Annotated in this window: 14 protein-coding genes; 2 read left to right on the plus strand and 12 right to left on the minus strand. The window is 33.6% G+C overall.

All coding sequences use genetic code 11. The annotated features are described in order from the left end of the window. Position 1: 1 nt before the first annotated feature. Positions 2-994 (minus strand): Tll0287-like domain-containing protein, encoded by a 993-nt coding sequence (locus ACUSJC_RS06420; protein ID WP_449268733.1) that lies wholly within the window; start codon positions 992-994, stop codon positions 2-4. A gap of 229 nt (positions 995-1,223) precedes the next feature. Between ACUSJC_RS06420 and ACUSJC_RS06425 the strand changes: the two genes are divergently transcribed. Further along, complete coding sequence (locus ACUSJC_RS06425; protein WP_449268734.1) at positions 1,224-1,928, plus strand: peroxiredoxin; 705 nt, start codon at positions 1,224-1,226, stop codon at positions 1,926-1,928. Between the two features lie 49 nt (positions 1,929-1,977). Here ACUSJC_RS06425 and ACUSJC_RS06430 read toward each other — a convergent pair whose 3' ends face one another. From ACUSJC_RS06430 to ACUSJC_RS06480, 11 genes are all read right to left on the minus strand, one after another. Then, the gene (locus ACUSJC_RS06430; RefSeq protein ID WP_449268735.1) at positions 1,978-4,455 is read right to left on the minus strand and encodes a zinc-dependent metalloprotease; all 2,478 of its coding nucleotides are present in this window, start codon (positions 4,453-4,455) and stop codon (positions 1,978-1,980) included. Between the two features lie 144 nt (positions 4,456-4,599). Then, a complete protein-coding gene (gene acs, locus ACUSJC_RS06435) occupies positions 4,600-6,507 on the minus strand; it encodes an acetate--CoA ligase (RefSeq protein ID WP_449268736.1) in 1,908 nt (635 codons plus the stop codon). A gap of 207 nt (positions 6,508-6,714) precedes the next feature. Beyond that, positions 6,715-8,610, minus strand: a complete 1,896-nt coding sequence (locus ACUSJC_RS06440; RefSeq protein ID WP_449268737.1) for a propionyl-CoA synthetase — start codon at positions 8,608-8,610, stop codon at positions 6,715-6,717. A gap of 30 nt (positions 8,611-8,640) precedes the next feature. After that, a complete protein-coding gene (locus ACUSJC_RS06445) occupies positions 8,641-9,006 on the minus strand; it encodes a response regulator transcription factor (RefSeq protein ID WP_449268738.1) in 366 nt (121 codons plus the stop codon). A gap of 33 nt (positions 9,007-9,039) precedes the next feature. Continuing rightward, a complete protein-coding gene (locus tag ACUSJC_RS06450; protein ID WP_449268739.1) occupies positions 9,040-11,721 on the minus strand; it encodes an ATP-binding protein in 2,682 nt (893 codons plus the stop codon). After that, a complete protein-coding gene (locus ACUSJC_RS06455) occupies positions 11,714-11,908 on the minus strand; it encodes a hypothetical protein (RefSeq protein ID WP_449268740.1) in 195 nt (64 codons plus the stop codon). The genes ACUSJC_RS06450 and ACUSJC_RS06455 overlap by 8 nt, the downstream gene beginning before the upstream one ends. 100 nt (positions 11,909-12,008) lie before the next feature. Further along, positions 12,009-13,763 (minus strand): sodium:solute symporter family protein, encoded by a 1,755-nt coding sequence (locus ACUSJC_RS06460; protein WP_449268741.1) that lies wholly within the window; start codon positions 13,761-13,763, stop codon positions 12,009-12,011. Between the two features lie 36 nt (positions 13,764-13,799). Then, the gene (locus ACUSJC_RS06465; protein WP_449268742.1) at positions 13,800-14,057 is read right to left on the minus strand and encodes a DUF4212 domain-containing protein; all 258 of its coding nucleotides are present in this window, start codon (positions 14,055-14,057) and stop codon (positions 13,800-13,802) included. Positions 14,058-14,087: 30 nt separating this feature from the next. Continuing rightward, complete coding sequence (locus ACUSJC_RS06470; protein WP_449268743.1) at positions 14,088-15,341, minus strand: hypothetical protein; 1,254 nt, start codon at positions 15,339-15,341, stop codon at positions 14,088-14,090. A gap of 99 nt (positions 15,342-15,440) precedes the next feature. Continuing rightward, positions 15,441-15,860 (minus strand): IS1/IS1595 family N-terminal zinc-binding domain-containing protein, encoded by a 420-nt coding sequence (locus ACUSJC_RS06475; protein ID WP_449268744.1) that lies wholly within the window; start codon positions 15,858-15,860, stop codon positions 15,441-15,443. A gap of 283 nt (positions 15,861-16,143) precedes the next feature. Further along, entirely contained in the window at positions 16,144-16,617 is a 474-nt protein-coding gene (locus ACUSJC_RS06480) for a nucleoside deaminase (protein WP_449268745.1), read from the minus strand. A 231-nt stretch (positions 16,618-16,848) separates the two neighbouring features. On the opposite strand from ACUSJC_RS06480, the gene ACUSJC_RS06485 reads away from it, so the two are divergent. After that, positions 16,849-17,307, plus strand: coding sequence for a DUF6896 domain-containing protein (locus ACUSJC_RS06485; protein WP_449268746.1), 459 nt, complete (start codon positions 16,849-16,851; stop codon positions 17,305-17,307). Positions 17,308-17,317 lie beyond the last annotated feature (10 nt).

A 17,317-nucleotide genomic window follows, 5' to 3' on the forward strand; every position in this document is an offset into this window, starting at 1 on the left:
ATCATTTTTTATCAAATGTAATACTCCAAATTCCTCTTACTTCATTTTCATTGTAACCAACTGCTAAATCATTCGGATACAAAATTTCAATCTTTTTCAAAACTTCCGGTTTTATATTTTCCTGTTTTCCATGACATTGCAGACACATCGTATTGGTTTCTATCGGATAATAAAAGTGAACCTTTTCAGTTTCTTCTACAACTATAGGCTGAATTTCTTTTTGAGCCATCAAATCTTTTTTGAATTGCTCTATATATTCTAATTCTTCTGCATTTGCTTTGTTATTAGGATTTCTATTTTTATCAGAAACTCTTTTAATTTTTGCATTATAATGAAGCGACATACTATCCGTCAACGGAATAGCACTTACATTACAGAATTTTAAAGCCGCTTCGGTTCCTTCTTTTTGTATGGTTCCCATAAGATTTTTACCTAAAACTTTTTTGGTTCCCAAAGCATATTCCAGACCAATATCGGCATGTGTCTTTTCTTTTGCTTCTACTTGAAATATTTTACCACTTTGCTTCCAATTTTCATTTCCATGACCCTGCCAATGTCTTACAAACCAATTTGGCTCTTCAATTTGATAATCATACATGAACTCCGCTATTTTGGCAATGCTACCTTCAGGAAAAGCTTGTTTTGGCATCACTTGAAAACGTTTAACTGCTCCGTTCATTAAGGCTTTCTCTTCCGTTGGATTACTTACAAATTCAGAAATAGCTTTAATAAATTCTTCTTTAGTATAGCCTTGCATATCAATATAACGTGCTTTTATGGCAACCATAGGCGGAGCGATTCTACCTTCTTGTTCTGCTGCAGTAGGATTATGGCATAAATAACAATGCTTTTCCATGAGTTCCTTGGCTTCTTTTGGATCAAATGAAACTAAATTAACAGCATCTCCAGTTGTTTCCTTTTCCTTATACTCTGTCTTCTTATTATTACAGGCTATTATCAAAAAAGCGATGACAAACCACATTATTTTTTTCATTTCTTTAGTTTTTACCAAAAGTATGATGCTAACTCTACTTTTGAAGTAACTCTTGTTACAAAAGCATCTGTAAAATAGAAAATTACAATATTAAAATAGGAATTATCTATAATTAGTTAACTTACAATAAAAATATTTAATACACAAATACTTCCATGACAAACACTCTTATTTATTGACAGGATATTTGCACTATAAAATTAATTATTAAACAAAAATTATAATTATCATGGAAGAACAAGTAACATTTATGCCTAGAATTGGAGAAAAAGCTCCGGAATTCATTGCAAAAACAACACAAGGAACTATTAATTTCCCGAAAGATTATGAAGGGAAATGGGTAATTTTCTTTAGTCATCCCGCAGATTTTACTCCAGTATGTACCTCTGAGTTTATGACATTTGCCAATATGGAAAAACAATTTAACGAAGCAAATTGTGAATTAGTTGGTTTATCAGTTGACGGTTTATATAGTCATATCGCATGGTTACGAACTATTAAAGAAAAAATTGAATACAAAGGGATGAAAGATATTGAGGTAACTTTTCCTTTGATTGAAGATATTTCTATGGAAGTTGGAAAAAAATACGGAATGATTCAACCGGGAGAAAGCAACACACAAGCTGTAAGAGCCGTTTTCTTTATCGATCCAAAAGGAATGATTAGAACTATTTTATATTATCCGTTGAGTATCGGTAGAAACTTTGAAGAAATCTACAGAGCACTGCTTGCTTTACAAACCGCTGATGCCTTTGAGGTAGCTTGTCCTGCGGATTGGCAACCGGGAGACGATGTAATTGTTCCTACAGCCGGTTCATGCGGTGTAGCTAAGGAAAGAATGGATGACAAAGAAGAACTTGATTGTAAAGACTGGTTCTTCTGTACAAAAAAACTGGATAAGCAAAAAGTTTTGGATACTATATTAAAAAAATAAAGGAATTGCTATGAGGAATAGAACGAGGCTGTCGCTTTTTGGACAGCCTCTATTTGATGGGTTCTAATGCTTTTTCAATTCGATCGATACAATCAATATAATGGTATTTCATAGTCGTATTAGAAGTAGCATTTTTGGCAACATTCAGTTTACTTTTTAATTGAACCAATTCTCCTCTTACCACAGCTCTCAAATCGGATAGAGAAACGGCATAATCTCTAAAGTTTTTAAAGTCATCGTTTAGCAAATAATCCATTCGTTCCAAATAAGCACGCTGCAAGTTTCTTCTAAATACACTACTATTTCCACCATTATAAGCTTCTTTCCAAATTCCTTTTCGCAAATCAGCTAAAAAATCTACGGCAGTATATGCTAAAGGATCAACTAAAGCCGAATCAAATAATCTTCCTAATCGTTCAGCACTTAATAAATTAGTCAATTGACGTGCTTGCGTTTTACTTACTTTATCGACATATCCTTTGTAATCAATATTTTGTAAAATTGTTTTATCTACTAACCAAATTGGCGTTTGAAAAGCATTTTCTTGTAACCAATCCATTGCTTGTTTTTGGTCTTTTTTAGGAACCGTTGCATAAACATTTCCTTCTTGATCCGGATTTTTATAATCTTCATAAACTCCGCCAACATGAGTAACTACGTGTCCAATGTATCGACTCCAAACTGCTAACATTTCGCCATATAATTCCTCTAGATCTTCATAATTATTGGTTTTATCACTGGTCCATTCCGGTAAATGTTGCGCTACATATTTCAAATTCTTAATGCCATACGTACTGGCTTTTACACTGTTGTTCCCGATATCTTCTGTTTGAGAACGCGGGTCAAAACTGCTTCTTTGGTTCCCAAAACGATACATGTCATCACCTTCTTTAGCTTTAATCCATTGATCTAAAGTTTCTTTTTCACAATCCGCAGAATTACAATCGGCTAAATAACGATACCCCCAATTAATAGCGTAAAAATCATAAGGCCCCATTTGGCGAATAAAACGAACACCTTCATCGCCCGGTTGGGCAATATAATTGAAACGTGCGTAATCCATTATACTTGCTGAAATTCCAAACTCTTTTGTAAAAGGCGCTTTACGATAATTTTCTACATCATAAGCACAACTTGCCCCCATATTATGCGGTAACCCCAAAGCGTGTCCCACTTCGTGCGCAATAACCATTTGCATCATTTCACCCATAGCTTCATCACTTGTTTCTAACGTTCTGGCATCCGGATTTGCAGCTCCGGTTTCTAATAAATAACGATTTCTGTAAGAACGCAAATGATTATGATACCAAATAATGTCGCTTTCTATAATTTCTCCGGTTCTAGGATCAGAAACACTTGGTCCCATGGCATTTCTTGTGGTACTCGCTACATAACGGATTACCGAATATCGAATGTCTTCCGGACTAAAATCGGGATCTTCTTCTTTAGTCGGCGCCTCTTTACAAATGATTGCATTTTTAAAACCAGCGGCTTCAAAAGGTTTTTGCCATTCTTCTACACCGGCTTTGATATACTTTCTCAATTTTTCGGGTGTAGCAGGATCCAAATAATACACAATTGGCTTTACAGGTTCAACTAATTCGCCGCGTTTGTAAGCTTCTATATCTTTGGGAATTAATCGCCATCTTCTGATGAATGTTTTTCGATCCGATTTTAAAGCTTCGCTTCCGTAATCGTAATGATTGAGATTGAACCAACCTACTCTTCTATCGAATAAACGTGTTTTCATAGGTTCTTCGGGCAACAAAATCATTGATTGATTCATTTGTATGCTAATGGTTTCTGTATCAGGCAACACACTTGGACTAGAAGCTGAATAGGTAAAATCTTGTATTACTTCTATATTTTGAGGAAATGACTTCACAGAAGTGATAAAACTTCTGGATGCATCTAAATTTTTAACTTTATTGTCTGTTCGTATTTTATTGTTTAAGCCGCTCATAGCCTTAATATCAGAACTGTAAAACTTCGTTACATCAATTACAACAGCTGAAGAATCTTTGGAGAATGCCTTGATATCAAATGCATAAAGCGTTGGTTCATAATTATTAGCTTTAACCGAAATGCTAATTGGTAAACTATCATTGGCAACAGCACTGTATGATTTTACTTTTATTAAAATTTTATCTTGAAAACGTTGCCAAACAATTAGTTGTTCATTTGCCGATGAACCTGCATTGATGTAACCACCACCTAAGTTTGAAGGAAGTTTAGCAATTCTACTTACTAAAAGCATTTCTTTATCTAAAAGCTCATTAGGAATTTCAAAATAATACGAATCTTTTATTTTGTGAGTTGTAAATAAACCTTTATCTGATAAAGCTTCTTTAGTAATCACTTTATCGTAAGGTTTTATTTTTTGTTCTTTCTCTTTCTCTGCTTTTTCTTTTAAAGCTTTGGCCTTTGCTGCTGCTTCAAGTTGCTTTCTTTTCTTTTTGGATTGAGCTTCAACAGATAAAGAAGATAGTATCATGATGCTCAATACCAGAATAAATATTTTTTTCATAAAAATTCGATAGGTAGAATTCAAAAATAAGAGAAAAAGATAAGATATAATACTCGGAGCCTTTTTTTAACGCTGTATTACAAAAAAGCTCTGATTTTACTCAGAGCTCTTTTAAAAAATTATTTAACTATAGGGAATTAATAATTATAATTTTCCGTCTTTAATTTCATTAACAATTTCCGGGTTTAATAATGTTGATGTATCTCCGAAGTTGCTGAAATCGCCTTCTGCAATCTTACGTAAAATACGTCTCATGATTTTCCCTGAACGTGTTTTTGGTAATCCGCTTACAAACTGAATTTTATCTAATTTTGCAATTGGACCAACTTGTTCAGAAATTATTTGGTTGATCTCTTTTCTCAAGTTGTCTTGATTACGACTTTCTCCGGTTTCTTTTAAGATTACATAACCATACAATGCATTTCCTTTGATATCGTGAGGGAATCCTACGATAGCACTTTCTGCAACTGCCGGATGTTCGTTAATGGCATCTTCAATAGGAGCAGTTCCTAAATTATGTCCGGAAACAATAATTACGTCATCTACTCTACCTGTAATTCTATAGTATCCTACTTCATCACGTAAAGCACCGTCTCCTGTAAAATATTTACCTGGATAGGCTGAGAAATACGTTTCTTTATAACGTTGATGATCTCCCCAAATAGTTCTGGCCATTGACGGCCAAGGGAATTTAATACACAAACTTCCTGTTACTTGATTTCCTTCAATTTCGTTGCGTAATTCATCCATTAACACCGGTTGAATTCCCGGAAGCGGTAAAGAAGCATACGTAGGTTTTGTTGGTGTTACAAAAGGAACCGGACAGATCATAATTCCTCCTGTTTCGGTTTGCCACCAAGTATCTACTAAAGGACAACGCTTACTTCCTACGTGATCGTTGTACCAGTGCCATGCTTCTTCATTAATAGGCTCACCCACAGAACCAATTACTTTTAATGAATTCAGAGAATATTTTTGAACATAATCAACACTTTCTTTTGCTAAAGAACGAATAGCTGTAGGTGCTGTATAGAATTGATTTACTTTATGTTTTTCAATTACCTGCCAAAAACGGCTAAAATCAGGATAAGAAGGAACTCCTTCAAAAATAATAGTTGTAGCACCGTTTAAAAGCGGTCCGTATAAAATATAAGAGTGACCGGTAATCCATCCGATATCAGCTGTACACCAATACACATCTTCTTCTTCGTAACTAAATACATTTTTAAAAGTATAAGCTGTGTAAACCATGTAACCTCCTGTTGTATGTAACATTCCTTTTGGTTTACCTGTAGAACCAGAAGTATAAAGAATGAACAACGGATCTTCAGCATCCATAATTACAGCAACGTGATTAGCTAAAGCTTCGTCTAAAAGAGGTTGAACCCAAAAGTCTCTACCTTCTTTCATTGTTACTGCTTCGTTAGTTCTTTTAACCACTAAAACAGATTGAACACAAAGTGTTTTTTCTAATGCTTCATCAACAATACCTTTTAAGTTAATTGTTTTGTTACCACGGAAACCTCCATCAGAAGTAATTACCATTTTTGCTTCACAATCATTAATACGAGCAGAAACGGCAGAAGCTGAAAATCCTGCAAAAACCACTGAATGGACTGCTCCAATACGAGCACAAGCTAAAACAGCATACGCTAATTCAGGAATCATTGGCAAATAAATACAAACTCTATCTCCTTTTTTAATTCCTTGTTCCTGTAATACATTAGCCCATCTTGAAACATTGGCATACAATTCATTATATGAAATATGCTGAGCTTCCTCATCTGGATTATTAGGTTCAAAAATGATAGCTGTTTTATCTCCTCTTTTGTTTAAGTGGCGGTCAATACAATTTTTAGTAATGTTTACTTTAGCGCCTAAAAACCATTTGAATTGAGCTTCTTCCATATCAAATTCGAAAACCTTATCCCACTTTTGATACCAGGTAAAGTTTTCATCTGCTATGCGATCCCAAAATTTTCTAGGTTCACGTACAGATTTTTTATACATTTTAAAGTAGTTTTCTAAATCTGTAATTTTATAGTAACTCATTTTTTTGATTGTTTTTTATTTATTTAATGTATTTTATTGCTGTATTTTTTATCAGTCTGAAAATCATTGTAAATATAACTAATTATTTCTTTAAAAATATTTTTATTTGCTAAATAAGTATAGCTTTTATGCTAAAAAAAATGAATACAAAAAAATAAGGCTAAAAAATATCTGATAATCTATTTTTTAGCCTTAAAGATTTAGGAATTATTTAAAAACTCCTATTTTATGATGTAAGAATTCTTCCTTTACTTCATCAATGATTAATGGATCGTCAATGGTAGAAGGAATTTGAAACTCTACTCCATCTGCGATATTACGCAAAAGCTTTCTCAAAATTTTACCCGAACGTGTTTTAGGTAAACGTTGAACTACGACTACTTTACGCAAACTGGCTACTGCACCAATTTTTTCCCTTACCAATTGAACAACTTCGTATTCTAGTTGAAAATGTTCGACTGCTTCTCCTGCTTTGGTTACCACTAATGCCAAAGGAATCTGCCCTTTTAAATCATCATTAATACCCACAACTGCACATTCTGCAACCGCATGATGAGAAGCGACAATTTCTTCCATTTCAGCAGTAGACAAACGGTGACCGGCGACATTGATAACATCATCTACCCTACCGGTAATATAAATGTATCCATCTTCATCTTTGTAACCGCCATCTCCTGAAAAATAATATCCTGGAAATTTATCTAAATAGCCCGCTCTAAAACGAATATGGTCTTTCCATAAATCCATTAAAGTTCCCGGAGGCAAAGGCAATTTGATTACCACATAACCTTCTTCATTCGGACCTAATTCTTCACCGTTTTCATTAAAAACACGAATATCATAACCATTTACCGCTTTTCCGGCAGAACCCGGTTTAATCGGTAAATATTCTACCCCTATTAAATTAGCAATCATTGGCCACCCCGATTCTGTTTGCCACCAGTGATCAATTGCAGGAATTGGAATATGTTCCTGATACCATTCTAAAGTGGCTACATCACAACGTTCGCCCGCTAAAAATTGAGTTCGTAAGCACGATAAATCGTATTGCTTGATGAACTCTCCGTTTGGATCTTCTTTTTTAATTGCTCTAATTGCCGTTGGAGCAGTAAACATCACACCTACTCTATGCTCTGCAATAACACGCCAAAATGTAGAAGCATCAGGCGTTTTTACTGGTTTTCCTTCAAAAACAATAGTCGTATTTCGGTTCAACAAAGGACCATACACAATATAACTATGACCAACAACCCAACCCACATCGGAAGCTGCCCAAAAAACTTCGTCTTGTTTTACTCCGTAAATGTATTCCATTGAAAAACGCAAAGCTGTAGCATATCCACCGGTATCACGAACAATTCCTTTAGGTTTTCCCGTTGTTCCTGAAGTATATAAAATATAAGACGGGTGATCTGCTTTAACAGGAACACAAGGTGCTTCTTCTGAACCATAAACTAAAGCTTCCCAATCTACATCTCGTTTTTTAAAAGGGACTCTTGCTCCTAATTTACGGTTTAAAATAACCACTTTTTTAGGTTTGTGTTCAGACAATTCTAAAGCCTCGTCTACTAAAGGTTTGTAAGCAATTAATCGATCTACTTCAATACCTGAAGAAGCCGTTAAAATTACTTTTGGTTTACAATCATCAATACGAATAGCTAATTCATGTGGTGCAAATCCTCCGAAAACCACCGAATGCGTTACTCCTAAACGAGCACACGCCAGCATGGCAAAAAGTGCTTCAGGAATCATTGGCATGTAAATAACAGCTGTGTTTCCTGTTTTAATTCCCAAAGAAGTCAATCCGCCGGCTAATTTAGCTACTTGTTCTTTTACTTCGTTAAAAGTATACTTCTTAACAGTTTGGGTAACCGGAGAATCATAAATAATCGCCGTTTGCTCGCCATAACCATCTTGAATATGCTTATCAATAGCCAAGTAACATAAATTCAATTCACCATCCACAAACCACGTTGGATACCCTTTCTCATTTTCCGATAAAATCGTTTGCGGATTGGTGTACCATTCTAACTTTTTGGATTGTTCTTTCCAAAAAGCTTCGGGATCATCAATGCTCCTTTTGTAAAAATCTAAATAATTCATTTGTAGTAGTAGTTGTAATTATATAATTAATTATTCGAGTAAGTCGTTTACTTTATCAATCAGTTTTTTTAGTGAAAAGGGTTTGGTCATATAGGCATTGGCTCCTAAGTCTAATCCCTTTTGAATATCTGATTCTTTATTTTTTGCAGATAAGAATATTACTTTACATTCTGCTAATTTTTGATCTTTTTTTATAGCTTCCAAAGTAGCATAACCATCAACATTAGGCATCATCACATCAAGAATAATTATATTAGGTACTTTAGTTTCTAAAATATCCAATGCTTCCTGACCGTCACGAGCTATAAATACCTCAAAATTGTTTTTCTTAAAGGTATATTCTAGTGACATGATGATGTTAGGTTCGTCGTCTACTATTAAAATTTTTTTCTTCATTTCTTCAATTACAATTGTGTCTAAAAGTATCACTTATTTTGGTAACGTAAAAATGAAACAAGCGCCTGCTCCATTATTATTTTGTGCCCAAATTTTCCCGTGATGTAATTCAACAATCTGTTTGCAAATGGCTAATCCTAAGCCGCTGCCAACAGGTTTTTTAATATTTTGATTATCAGATTGATAGAATTTATCAAATATATTTTCGAAATCAATTGGGTTAATTCCTTTTCCATTATCCATTACTGAAATTTCCCAAAATTCATTTTTAGCAGCAATAGCTATCGTTATCAATCCGTCGGCATCTGGACAGAATTTTATGGCATTGGAAAGCAAATTTGTCAATACCTGAATAATTCTATCTTCGTCGTAAATAGCTTTTATCGATTTATTATTCTCGAAATAAATGGTTATTCCTTTATTCTTAATGAGTTGTTGTAATGGTTCTATTGTTTTTGAAATGGTTTCTACCATATCATTAAAGGACGGATTGATTCGCTGTTTTCCCGTTTCAAATTTTTCTAAATCCAAGATTTTATCAATCAAACGATTTAATCGATCGGATTCAGAGATGATATTTTGTAAAAACTGACGACGCATTTCATCAGGTACTTCGTCATCATCAATTAAAATTTCGCTTGCTGCTCTAATTGCTGTTATAGGCGTTCTTAATTCATGTGTTACCGTATCCAAAAACTCGTCTTTTTGCTTGTCTTTTTTCACCAAAGTTTGATTGGCCAACTGCAACTGATGTGTAATTTTTTTCAACTCGGTTGAGGTTTCTATCAATTTTTTATTGATGATAATATTTTCATTGGATTCTTCCAAAATCTTTAAAACTTCGGGAAGCGTTACTTTTTCTTCTTTCACCACACTCGAAATCAAAATTCTTGCTGAAGCGGTTCCGATGTGACCTGTCAATAAATTTTCGGCAAACTTTACCAAGCGGGCATCTGCCAGCTCCTGATTTTGGTCGACATTATATTTTACATTAAAAATATTAAGTGCTCTTTTGGTTCGTTCTTCTCCTAAAAATTTAATTAAAACCTTTTCAATATCACTTGTATATGCTGTTCCTTTCCATACAAAAGCCGTTTCGTGATTGGTACTGTATTTATCGATATCAATATACATTTCGGCATAATTTCGTTCGCGGTAATTCCCCTTAAAACTCACTGAAACTGCAAAATAAATCATGGTATTGAACAACATACTCCAGAAGAAAGCATGCGGAACAGGATTCAAATAATCCAAACCAAATAAGGCAAATGGTTTTAATAGTTCTATACCATTGGGACCATGTAATAAAAAAGAATTTTCATGATTGGTAATTCCAAAAGCATAAGGTAGCAATAAAGTGTACAAACAAATTAAAAAGCCTATAATAATTCCCCAGATTGCTCCTAATCTTGAACCTCTTCTCCAAAATAAAGCTCCAAAAAAAGCAGGTGCTAATTGTGCAATAATAACAAACGAAACTAAACCAATAGAAACCAAATTATAATCCAGAACGAAGAATCGGTAAATGAAATATGAAAAAATGATTAACGAAAAAATTCCGATTTTTCGAATGTTTACAATGGTTTTATTATTGATAGTCTGATCTGTATCCTTTAATTTCCTAAGAAATGTATATGGAATCAACAAGTTGTTACTCAACATGGTTGACAAACTAATACTAGAAACCACAATCATAGAAATGGCTGCTGAAAATCCGCCTAAAAATACCAGTGTTGTTAAAAAATTATTTCCGTTGATCTGTGGAATTAATAATGAATAGGTATCGGCGTTTACTTCTTTTCCTTCAAATAAAACATTTCCTCCCCAAGCTATCGGAAATACAAATAAATTGAACGCTAAAAGATACAAAGGAAACAACCAAATAGCTGTTTTTATATGTCTTTCCCGATTGTTTTCAACCACAGAAACATGAAATTGTCTTGGTAACAAAAAAATTGCAAAAAGAGAAACCATACATAAAAAGAACCAATTAATAGCTTGTTCAATTCCCCCTATTGTATTTTTCTTTTCAAAATCTTTTAAAACAGTTGCTTTACTGTAAACATCATCAAAACCATCAAACACAAAATAGGTTACATAAATTCCAACGATAAAAAAGAAAACCAGTTTCAATACACTTTCCATGGCCACAGCAGTGATGATTCCTTTTCTTTTTTCGGAAGCATCTACATAACGCGTTCCGTAATAAGAGGCAAATAACGCTAACGCAACCGCTACATAAGTTGTGGTATCAAAAAAGATTAAAGAATTTTGAGGTACACGAGTAACAATATGAAAGGTTTCAGAAATAGCTTTTAATTGTAATGCAATATAAGGCAAAATAGCAGCCAGTGAAACAACAGTTACAATAGCACCCAAAAAACGACTGTTTCCGTAACGAAGTGAAATAAAGTCTGCAATACTGGAAACATTATTTACTCGTGAAATTCTAATCATTCTTCGCATGATAATAATCCATGCCGGAATAACAATCACAGGGCCAAAATAAATAGGAAGATAATTTAAACCTGAATTCGCCGCTACTCCTACACTTCCATAATATGTCCAAGCTGTACAATAAACCGCTAATGAAAGAGAATATACATAAGCATTATTAGTCCATTTTGCATTGTCTTTTTTTTCGGCCCAATGAGCAATAAAAAAAAGAAAAGCTAAATAGAACAGTAAAATTGCTATAAGCCCTATACTACTCATAATAACGATTTACAATAACAATGGAAATAAGAATGGCTAAAAACCAAATTGTAAAAAGATAGCCATAAATCAGCGGCAAGCCAAAAAAAACTTGCGCCTTATCAAAAAGCAGTAACAGAGGAAGGTTTAAAGCCAGTAATAACGATAAAGATAAAACAACTAATTTTTGTTGGTGTCTTTTTTTCATATTTCACAAAAACTCCACTAAATTACTATTATTATTTAAAATTAGAATAATCTCTGTAACAAAATTACAGAGATTATTTCTAAATGATTACTTTTTTATATTAATGTGCGTGTGCTTCACCGGCTCCCGAAGGAATACGGATGTGCTCTACAATATCCTGAACATCTGCAGGTGTTTCCGGAGTAAATTTACTCACTACAAGAGCAACTATAAAGTTTACAATCATTGCAATAGTACCAAAACCTTCCGGTGAAATTCCGAACCACCAAGAATCTTTTAATCCTGCAACTGCATCTTTACCACCGTCAAACATTCCGAATTTGAATTTCAACATGTAATAAAGCATTAATAACATACCCACAATCATACCAGAAACGGCTCCTTCTTTGTTCATTTTCTTATGGAAAATACCCAAAATAATTGCAGGGAAGAATGAAGCTGCTGCTAAACCAAATGCTAAAGCTACTACCGCTGCCACAAATCCCGGAGGGTTGATTCCAAAATAACCGGCAATTACAACTGCTACAGTAGCCGCACCACGAGCTGCCCATAATTCTCCTTTTTCAGAAATATTAGGGTTGATCATTTTTTTGATTAAATCGTGAGAAACAGAAGCTGAAATCACTAATAATAAACCTGCTGCTGTAGATAAAGCTGCTGCTAAAGCTCCTGCTGCTACTAAAGCAATTACCCAACTAGGTAACTTAGCAATTTCAGGATTAGCTAACACCATAATATCATTATCAATAGTCAATTCACTTCCTTTTAAGCCTTTTGCTTCTGCTGCAGCTAAGAAAGCTTCGTTTTTAGATTTATCATTATAGTATTGGATTTTACCGTCACCGTTTTTATCTTCATATTTCAACAAACCAGTTTTTTCCCAGTTGGTAAACCATTGTGGCATATCAGCATAGTTTTTATCATTTACCGTTTCTATTAAATTGGTTTTAGCAAATACAGAAACTGCCGGTGCTGTTGTATATAAAATAGCGATCAATAATAAAGCCCATCCTGCTGAAATACGTGCATCTTTCACTTTTTTAACGGTAAAGAAACGTACAATTACGTGAGGTAAACCTGCAGTACCTACCATTAAAGCTAAAGTAATAGCAAATACATCTACTAATGATTTAGAACCGTCTGTATATTCCGCAAAGCCTAGTTCCGTTGATAAACCATTCAATTTATCTAATAAATACGTATCACTACCTGCTACCGTACCTCCCATTCCTAATTGAGGAATTGGATTGCCTGTCATTTGGATAGAGATAAATATTGCAGGAACCATGAAAGCAAAAATTAATACACAGTATTGTGCTACCTGCGTATAGGTAATTCCTTTCATACCTCCTAAAACAGCGTAGAACAATACTATAATCATACCGATAATTACCCCTGTATTGATATCTACTTCCAAGAATCTAGAGAAAACTACCCCTACACCACGCATTTGTCCTGCAACGTAAGTAAATGAAACAATTAAAGCACAAATAACTGCAACCGAACGAGCTGTTTTAGAATAATAACGCTCTCCAATAAAATCGGGCACAGTGAACTTTCCAAATTTTCTAAGATAAGGAGCTAATAATAATGCTAAAAGCACATAACCACCGGTCCATCCCATTAAGTAAACGGCTCCATCATATCCTGCGAAAGAAATAATACCCGCCATTGAAATAAATGACGCCGCACTCATCCAGTCAGCCGCAGTTGCCATACCATTGGCTAAAGGAGAAACTCCTCCTCCTGCAACATAAAATTCTTTTGTAGAACCTGCTCTGCTCCAAATTGCAATTCCGATGTAGATAGCAAATGTGATACCTACGATTATATATGTCCAAAGTTGTACATCCATGATTTCTAAAAATTTAAGTTTTTTTGATTGATTTGTTTATTCGTCGTAACCGTATTTTTTATCCAATTTGTTCATCAATCGAACATAAACGAAAATCAGGATAACAAACACATAAATGGAACCTTGCTGGGCAAACCAGAATCCTAATGGAAAACCTCCCAATTTTACATTGTTTAAAGCATCTTTAAAAATAATTCCTGCACCATACGATACAGCAAACCAAATGCTTAATAAAATCAGAAGGTAACGAAGGTTTTCCTTCCAATAAGCTGTTGCTTTTTCTTGACTACTCATAATTTTTGATTGTTTTTTATTTATTTGATTTTATAGATAGATCATTGCTTGTAATGTCACCGTTCCAACAGCATCTGCTGATGCATATTTTAAGTTTTGATATTCTAAGGTTAATTTAGAATGATGTCCTTTCAAGAAAAGATTTGCTCCGATACCAAATTGTGTTGCATTATCATCTAAAGCATCTATTTGACGATTGGCAAAAGAAACATACGGTTGTAATTTTGTTTCTTTTTCAGTTGGAATCACGTACCCAACATGTCCGTATAAAATAGAACCTGTTTCATACGTTGTTCCTAAACGGAAATCTTTACCATAGTCAGAGTTTTGGTACATCGCATACGCTGTAATAGCGCTTCCTTTACCTATTGGAGCATCGTAAAAAGCGTCTACTGCAAAAATGCTAACATTTTCACCGCTTAGGTTTCCATTAACATCTGCTACTACTGAACCATTTGGATGAGAAAAGAAACCTGCCCCTACGTTAAATACTTTTTTATCTCCCAGATAAGTCCCTACTTTATAAGGCAAGAATTGGCTTTCCTGATCTAAGAAGTTATAATCGAAATATCCTGAAAATGTTTTTCCTGCTTTTTTACCCCCTAACCATTTTCTTCCTTCATAAGTAACTGGATCTCCAGCTACTGGGGCCGTTGCTGTTGAAACATCTCCTACTGCCAAGTTATTCGTCAAAGCATCATTGATTGATACACGATATTGTAATTTTCCAAAAGCACCTTTGGCAAACACCCCAACCGGACGTGCAAACTGATCTGCTAACCCTAGAGTAGCCCAACCTTGACGAAAATTATCTAAAGTTAGGATGTTAAGTGTACTACTGTTATTCATACGAGAAATTCCGTTCCAATAGTGCAAACCTCCACCAATTGCATGCTTATTTGTTGTTCCTAGGTTGTATTGTACATAAGCATCATGCATGAAGAGTTGTGAATTATCCCCTGTTCCTGTCGGACTCATATTGTTTCCGTTAAGACTGTTCAATCCAAAATGAGTAACGATTAAGAATTTAGGGCTAATTTGGGAGTACAGTAGAACCCTTGCTCTACGAACGCTGAAATCAATTTCTGATTGTTCATTCCCATTAGCATCTAAAGGTTTATCTCCGTTATATTGAGCCCAAACTTGAGCCCACGAAATAATACGGAAATATTTAGAGCCATCTTCATTGATATTAACTTTTAGTCCTCCTGCATAATCCGGAGCACCTTGAGCAAATGTTAAAGCCGAAAATAGTAAACCGGCTGCTAGAATTAATTTTTTCATAATTGTTGACTTTGGTTTTATTTGATTTTTGCAAGACCAAATTCAAAAATTATGTTAATTCTAGAAAAAAAGATGTATATTTTTGTAAAAAGCTTATAGTTAGTCTTTAAAACGTTCCCATTTTATCAACATAAATTTATCTCCCAACTCAGTAATAATCATGCCTGCCCCCGATAATTGATCTTTATTTTTTAAATACTCTACCAATTCGTTATGCTTAAAAATTTTATAGCTCGGATGGTAATTCGGATGGGGTGGTTTTTTGATTTTAAACTCTTTTACCCAGTTGCTGATAGAAACATGAGAAACGCCGATAATTCGTTCAATTTCGCGATAACTCAAACCTTCCAAATATAACTGTAAAGCCTTGGTAACATAGTAGTCATCTATTTTTTTACCGATTTTATTTACTGTAAAATAATAGTTGCATGATTTACACAAATAACGTTGTCTATCTTTAATGATTCCGCTTTTTACGATCTTGTCACTTTGACACTTTGGGCAAGCTACTATATCCATATATATAAATTTTGCATAAATATACTAATTTAGCAGAATATACAAAAATATATATCATAATTTTTTATTGTATTTTTTTTACTTATCATATTTTAAAAAACTTTTTTTTAAACATTTTTTAAAAAATACTCTAAAATACATTTTCAAATTATTGTAAAAAAGTGTTTTTATATATACCTTTTATATAAAATGCAATGAAATAGCAAAATACTAAAAAATTATCATATAAATAAAAAAGAACACGATTTTGTGTTCTTTTAATTAATTATTAAGTCAAAAAAAATTAATATTCCAATTTATCATTTTTACTTTGCCATTCTTTAAACACTTGAAGCGCTTCTTCTCTTCCTAATTGTTCAAAAGGTATCTTTCTGTCATCCATTGACACATTTATTTCTTCATAAATGAAATCGTCATCAAAACCTATTGCTGCGGCATCTTCGCGAGTATTGGCATAAAAAACCTTACTGGGTCTTGCCCAATAAATAGCTCCTAAACACATAGGACAAGGTTCGCAAGACGTGTATAAAATACAATCGTCTAGTTGAAAAGAATTCAGGTTTTTGCAAGCATCACGTATGGCTACGACTTCTGCGTGTGCTGTAGGATCATTAGATGATGTTACTCTATTATTTCCTTTTCCTACAACTTTTCCATCTTTAACAATAATAGCTCCGAATGGTCCTCCTTCATTATTATTCATACCATTACGAGAAAGCTCTACTGCTTCGGTAATAAATTTACTATGGTTACACATATTTTATCTTTTAAAAAATTTCAAACCGTCAAATATAGTGATTTATACTACCTATTCATTCTATAATTTATTAGTTTATGGTTTTCCGTAAGAAACAGAGAACAACTTACTCTATTTTTGATCTTATTATTTATATATAATTTTTAAAGAAAAGTTGTATATATTTGGTGATATTTACTAGTTGTGCGTCATTTTAGTAAAACCGTTGAATAAAAATAAAACACCTAAAAAATGATAAAAAAATGGCTAGAATTCTTCAAACAGAAAAATATCAAAATTAAACTTGAGGTTGTCAAAGAAGCCATAATTGATTATCGAAATGACGGAAGAGTATTGATGTACAAACTTGGAGAAAAGTATCAACTAGATATTGAAAATGAACAAGATTATGAAAAGTTAATTTCAAGAAATAACAAAGAGATACCTAGAAAAGGAGAACTTTCAAAACGTTGGAATTATGCTTTTCATGGTTGTGAATGCGGGTTTTATAATAAAAAAAATAAACAACAAGTTGAAGTTGTATTAAGTAATCGACCAAAATTTGGACACATTGATTCTTGGTTCCTTTTAGCTTACATGGAATCAACTGATAAATACAAAAAAGAAGTAGAAGGAATTAATTGGCAACAACTTAAACCTTTGATTGAAAAATTATACGAAACTGGTGAGATTGAATATTTAGAAAGATAAAAACGAACGC

This window comes from Flavobacterium sp. U410 (assembly GCF_053570605.1).

Excerpts from the sequence above, each read along its gene's own strand:
- ACUSJC_RS06420 (WP_449268733.1), bottom strand. The coding sequence starts at position 994 with ATGAAAAAAATAATGTGGTTTGTCATCGCTTTTTTGATAATAGCCTGT.
- ACUSJC_RS06425 (WP_449268734.1), top strand. The coding sequence starts at position 1,224 with ATGGAAGAACAAGTAACATTTATGCCTAGAATTGGAGAAAAAGCTCCG.
- ACUSJC_RS06430 (WP_449268735.1), bottom strand. The coding sequence starts at position 4,455 with ATGAAAAAAATATTTATTCTGGTATTGAGCATCATGATACTATCTTCT.
- acs (WP_449268736.1), bottom strand. The coding sequence starts at position 6,507 with ATGAGTTACTATAAAATTACAGATTTAGAAAACTACTTTAAAATGTAT.
- ACUSJC_RS06440 (WP_449268737.1), bottom strand. The coding sequence starts at position 8,610 with ATGAATTATTTAGATTTTTACAAAAGGAGCATTGATGATCCCGAAGCT.
- ACUSJC_RS06445 (WP_449268738.1), bottom strand. The coding sequence starts at position 9,006 with ATGAAGAAAAAAATTTTAATAGTAGACGACGAACCTAACATCATCATG.
- ACUSJC_RS06450 (WP_449268739.1), bottom strand. The coding sequence starts at position 11,721 with ATGAGTAGTATAGGGCTTATAGCAATTTTACTGTTCTATTTAGCTTTT.
- ACUSJC_RS06455 (WP_449268740.1), bottom strand. The coding sequence starts at position 11,908 with ATGAAAAAAAGACACCAACAAAAATTAGTTGTTTTATCTTTATCGTTA.
- ACUSJC_RS06460 (WP_449268741.1), bottom strand. The coding sequence starts at position 13,763 with ATGGATGTACAACTTTGGACATATATAATCGTAGGTATCACATTTGCT.
- ACUSJC_RS06465 (WP_449268742.1), bottom strand. The coding sequence starts at position 14,057 with ATGAGTAGTCAAGAAAAAGCAACAGCTTATTGGAAGGAAAACCTTCGT.
- ACUSJC_RS06470 (WP_449268743.1), bottom strand. The coding sequence starts at position 15,341 with ATGAAAAAATTAATTCTAGCAGCCGGTTTACTATTTTCGGCTTTAACA.
- ACUSJC_RS06475 (WP_449268744.1), bottom strand. The coding sequence starts at position 15,860 with ATGGATATAGTAGCTTGCCCAAAGTGTCAAAGTGACAAGATCGTAAAA.
- ACUSJC_RS06480 (WP_449268745.1), bottom strand. The coding sequence starts at position 16,617 with ATGTGTAACCATAGTAAATTTATTACCGAAGCAGTAGAGCTTTCTCGT.
- ACUSJC_RS06485 (WP_449268746.1), top strand. The coding sequence starts at position 16,849 with ATGATAAAAAAATGGCTAGAATTCTTCAAACAGAAAAATATCAAAATT.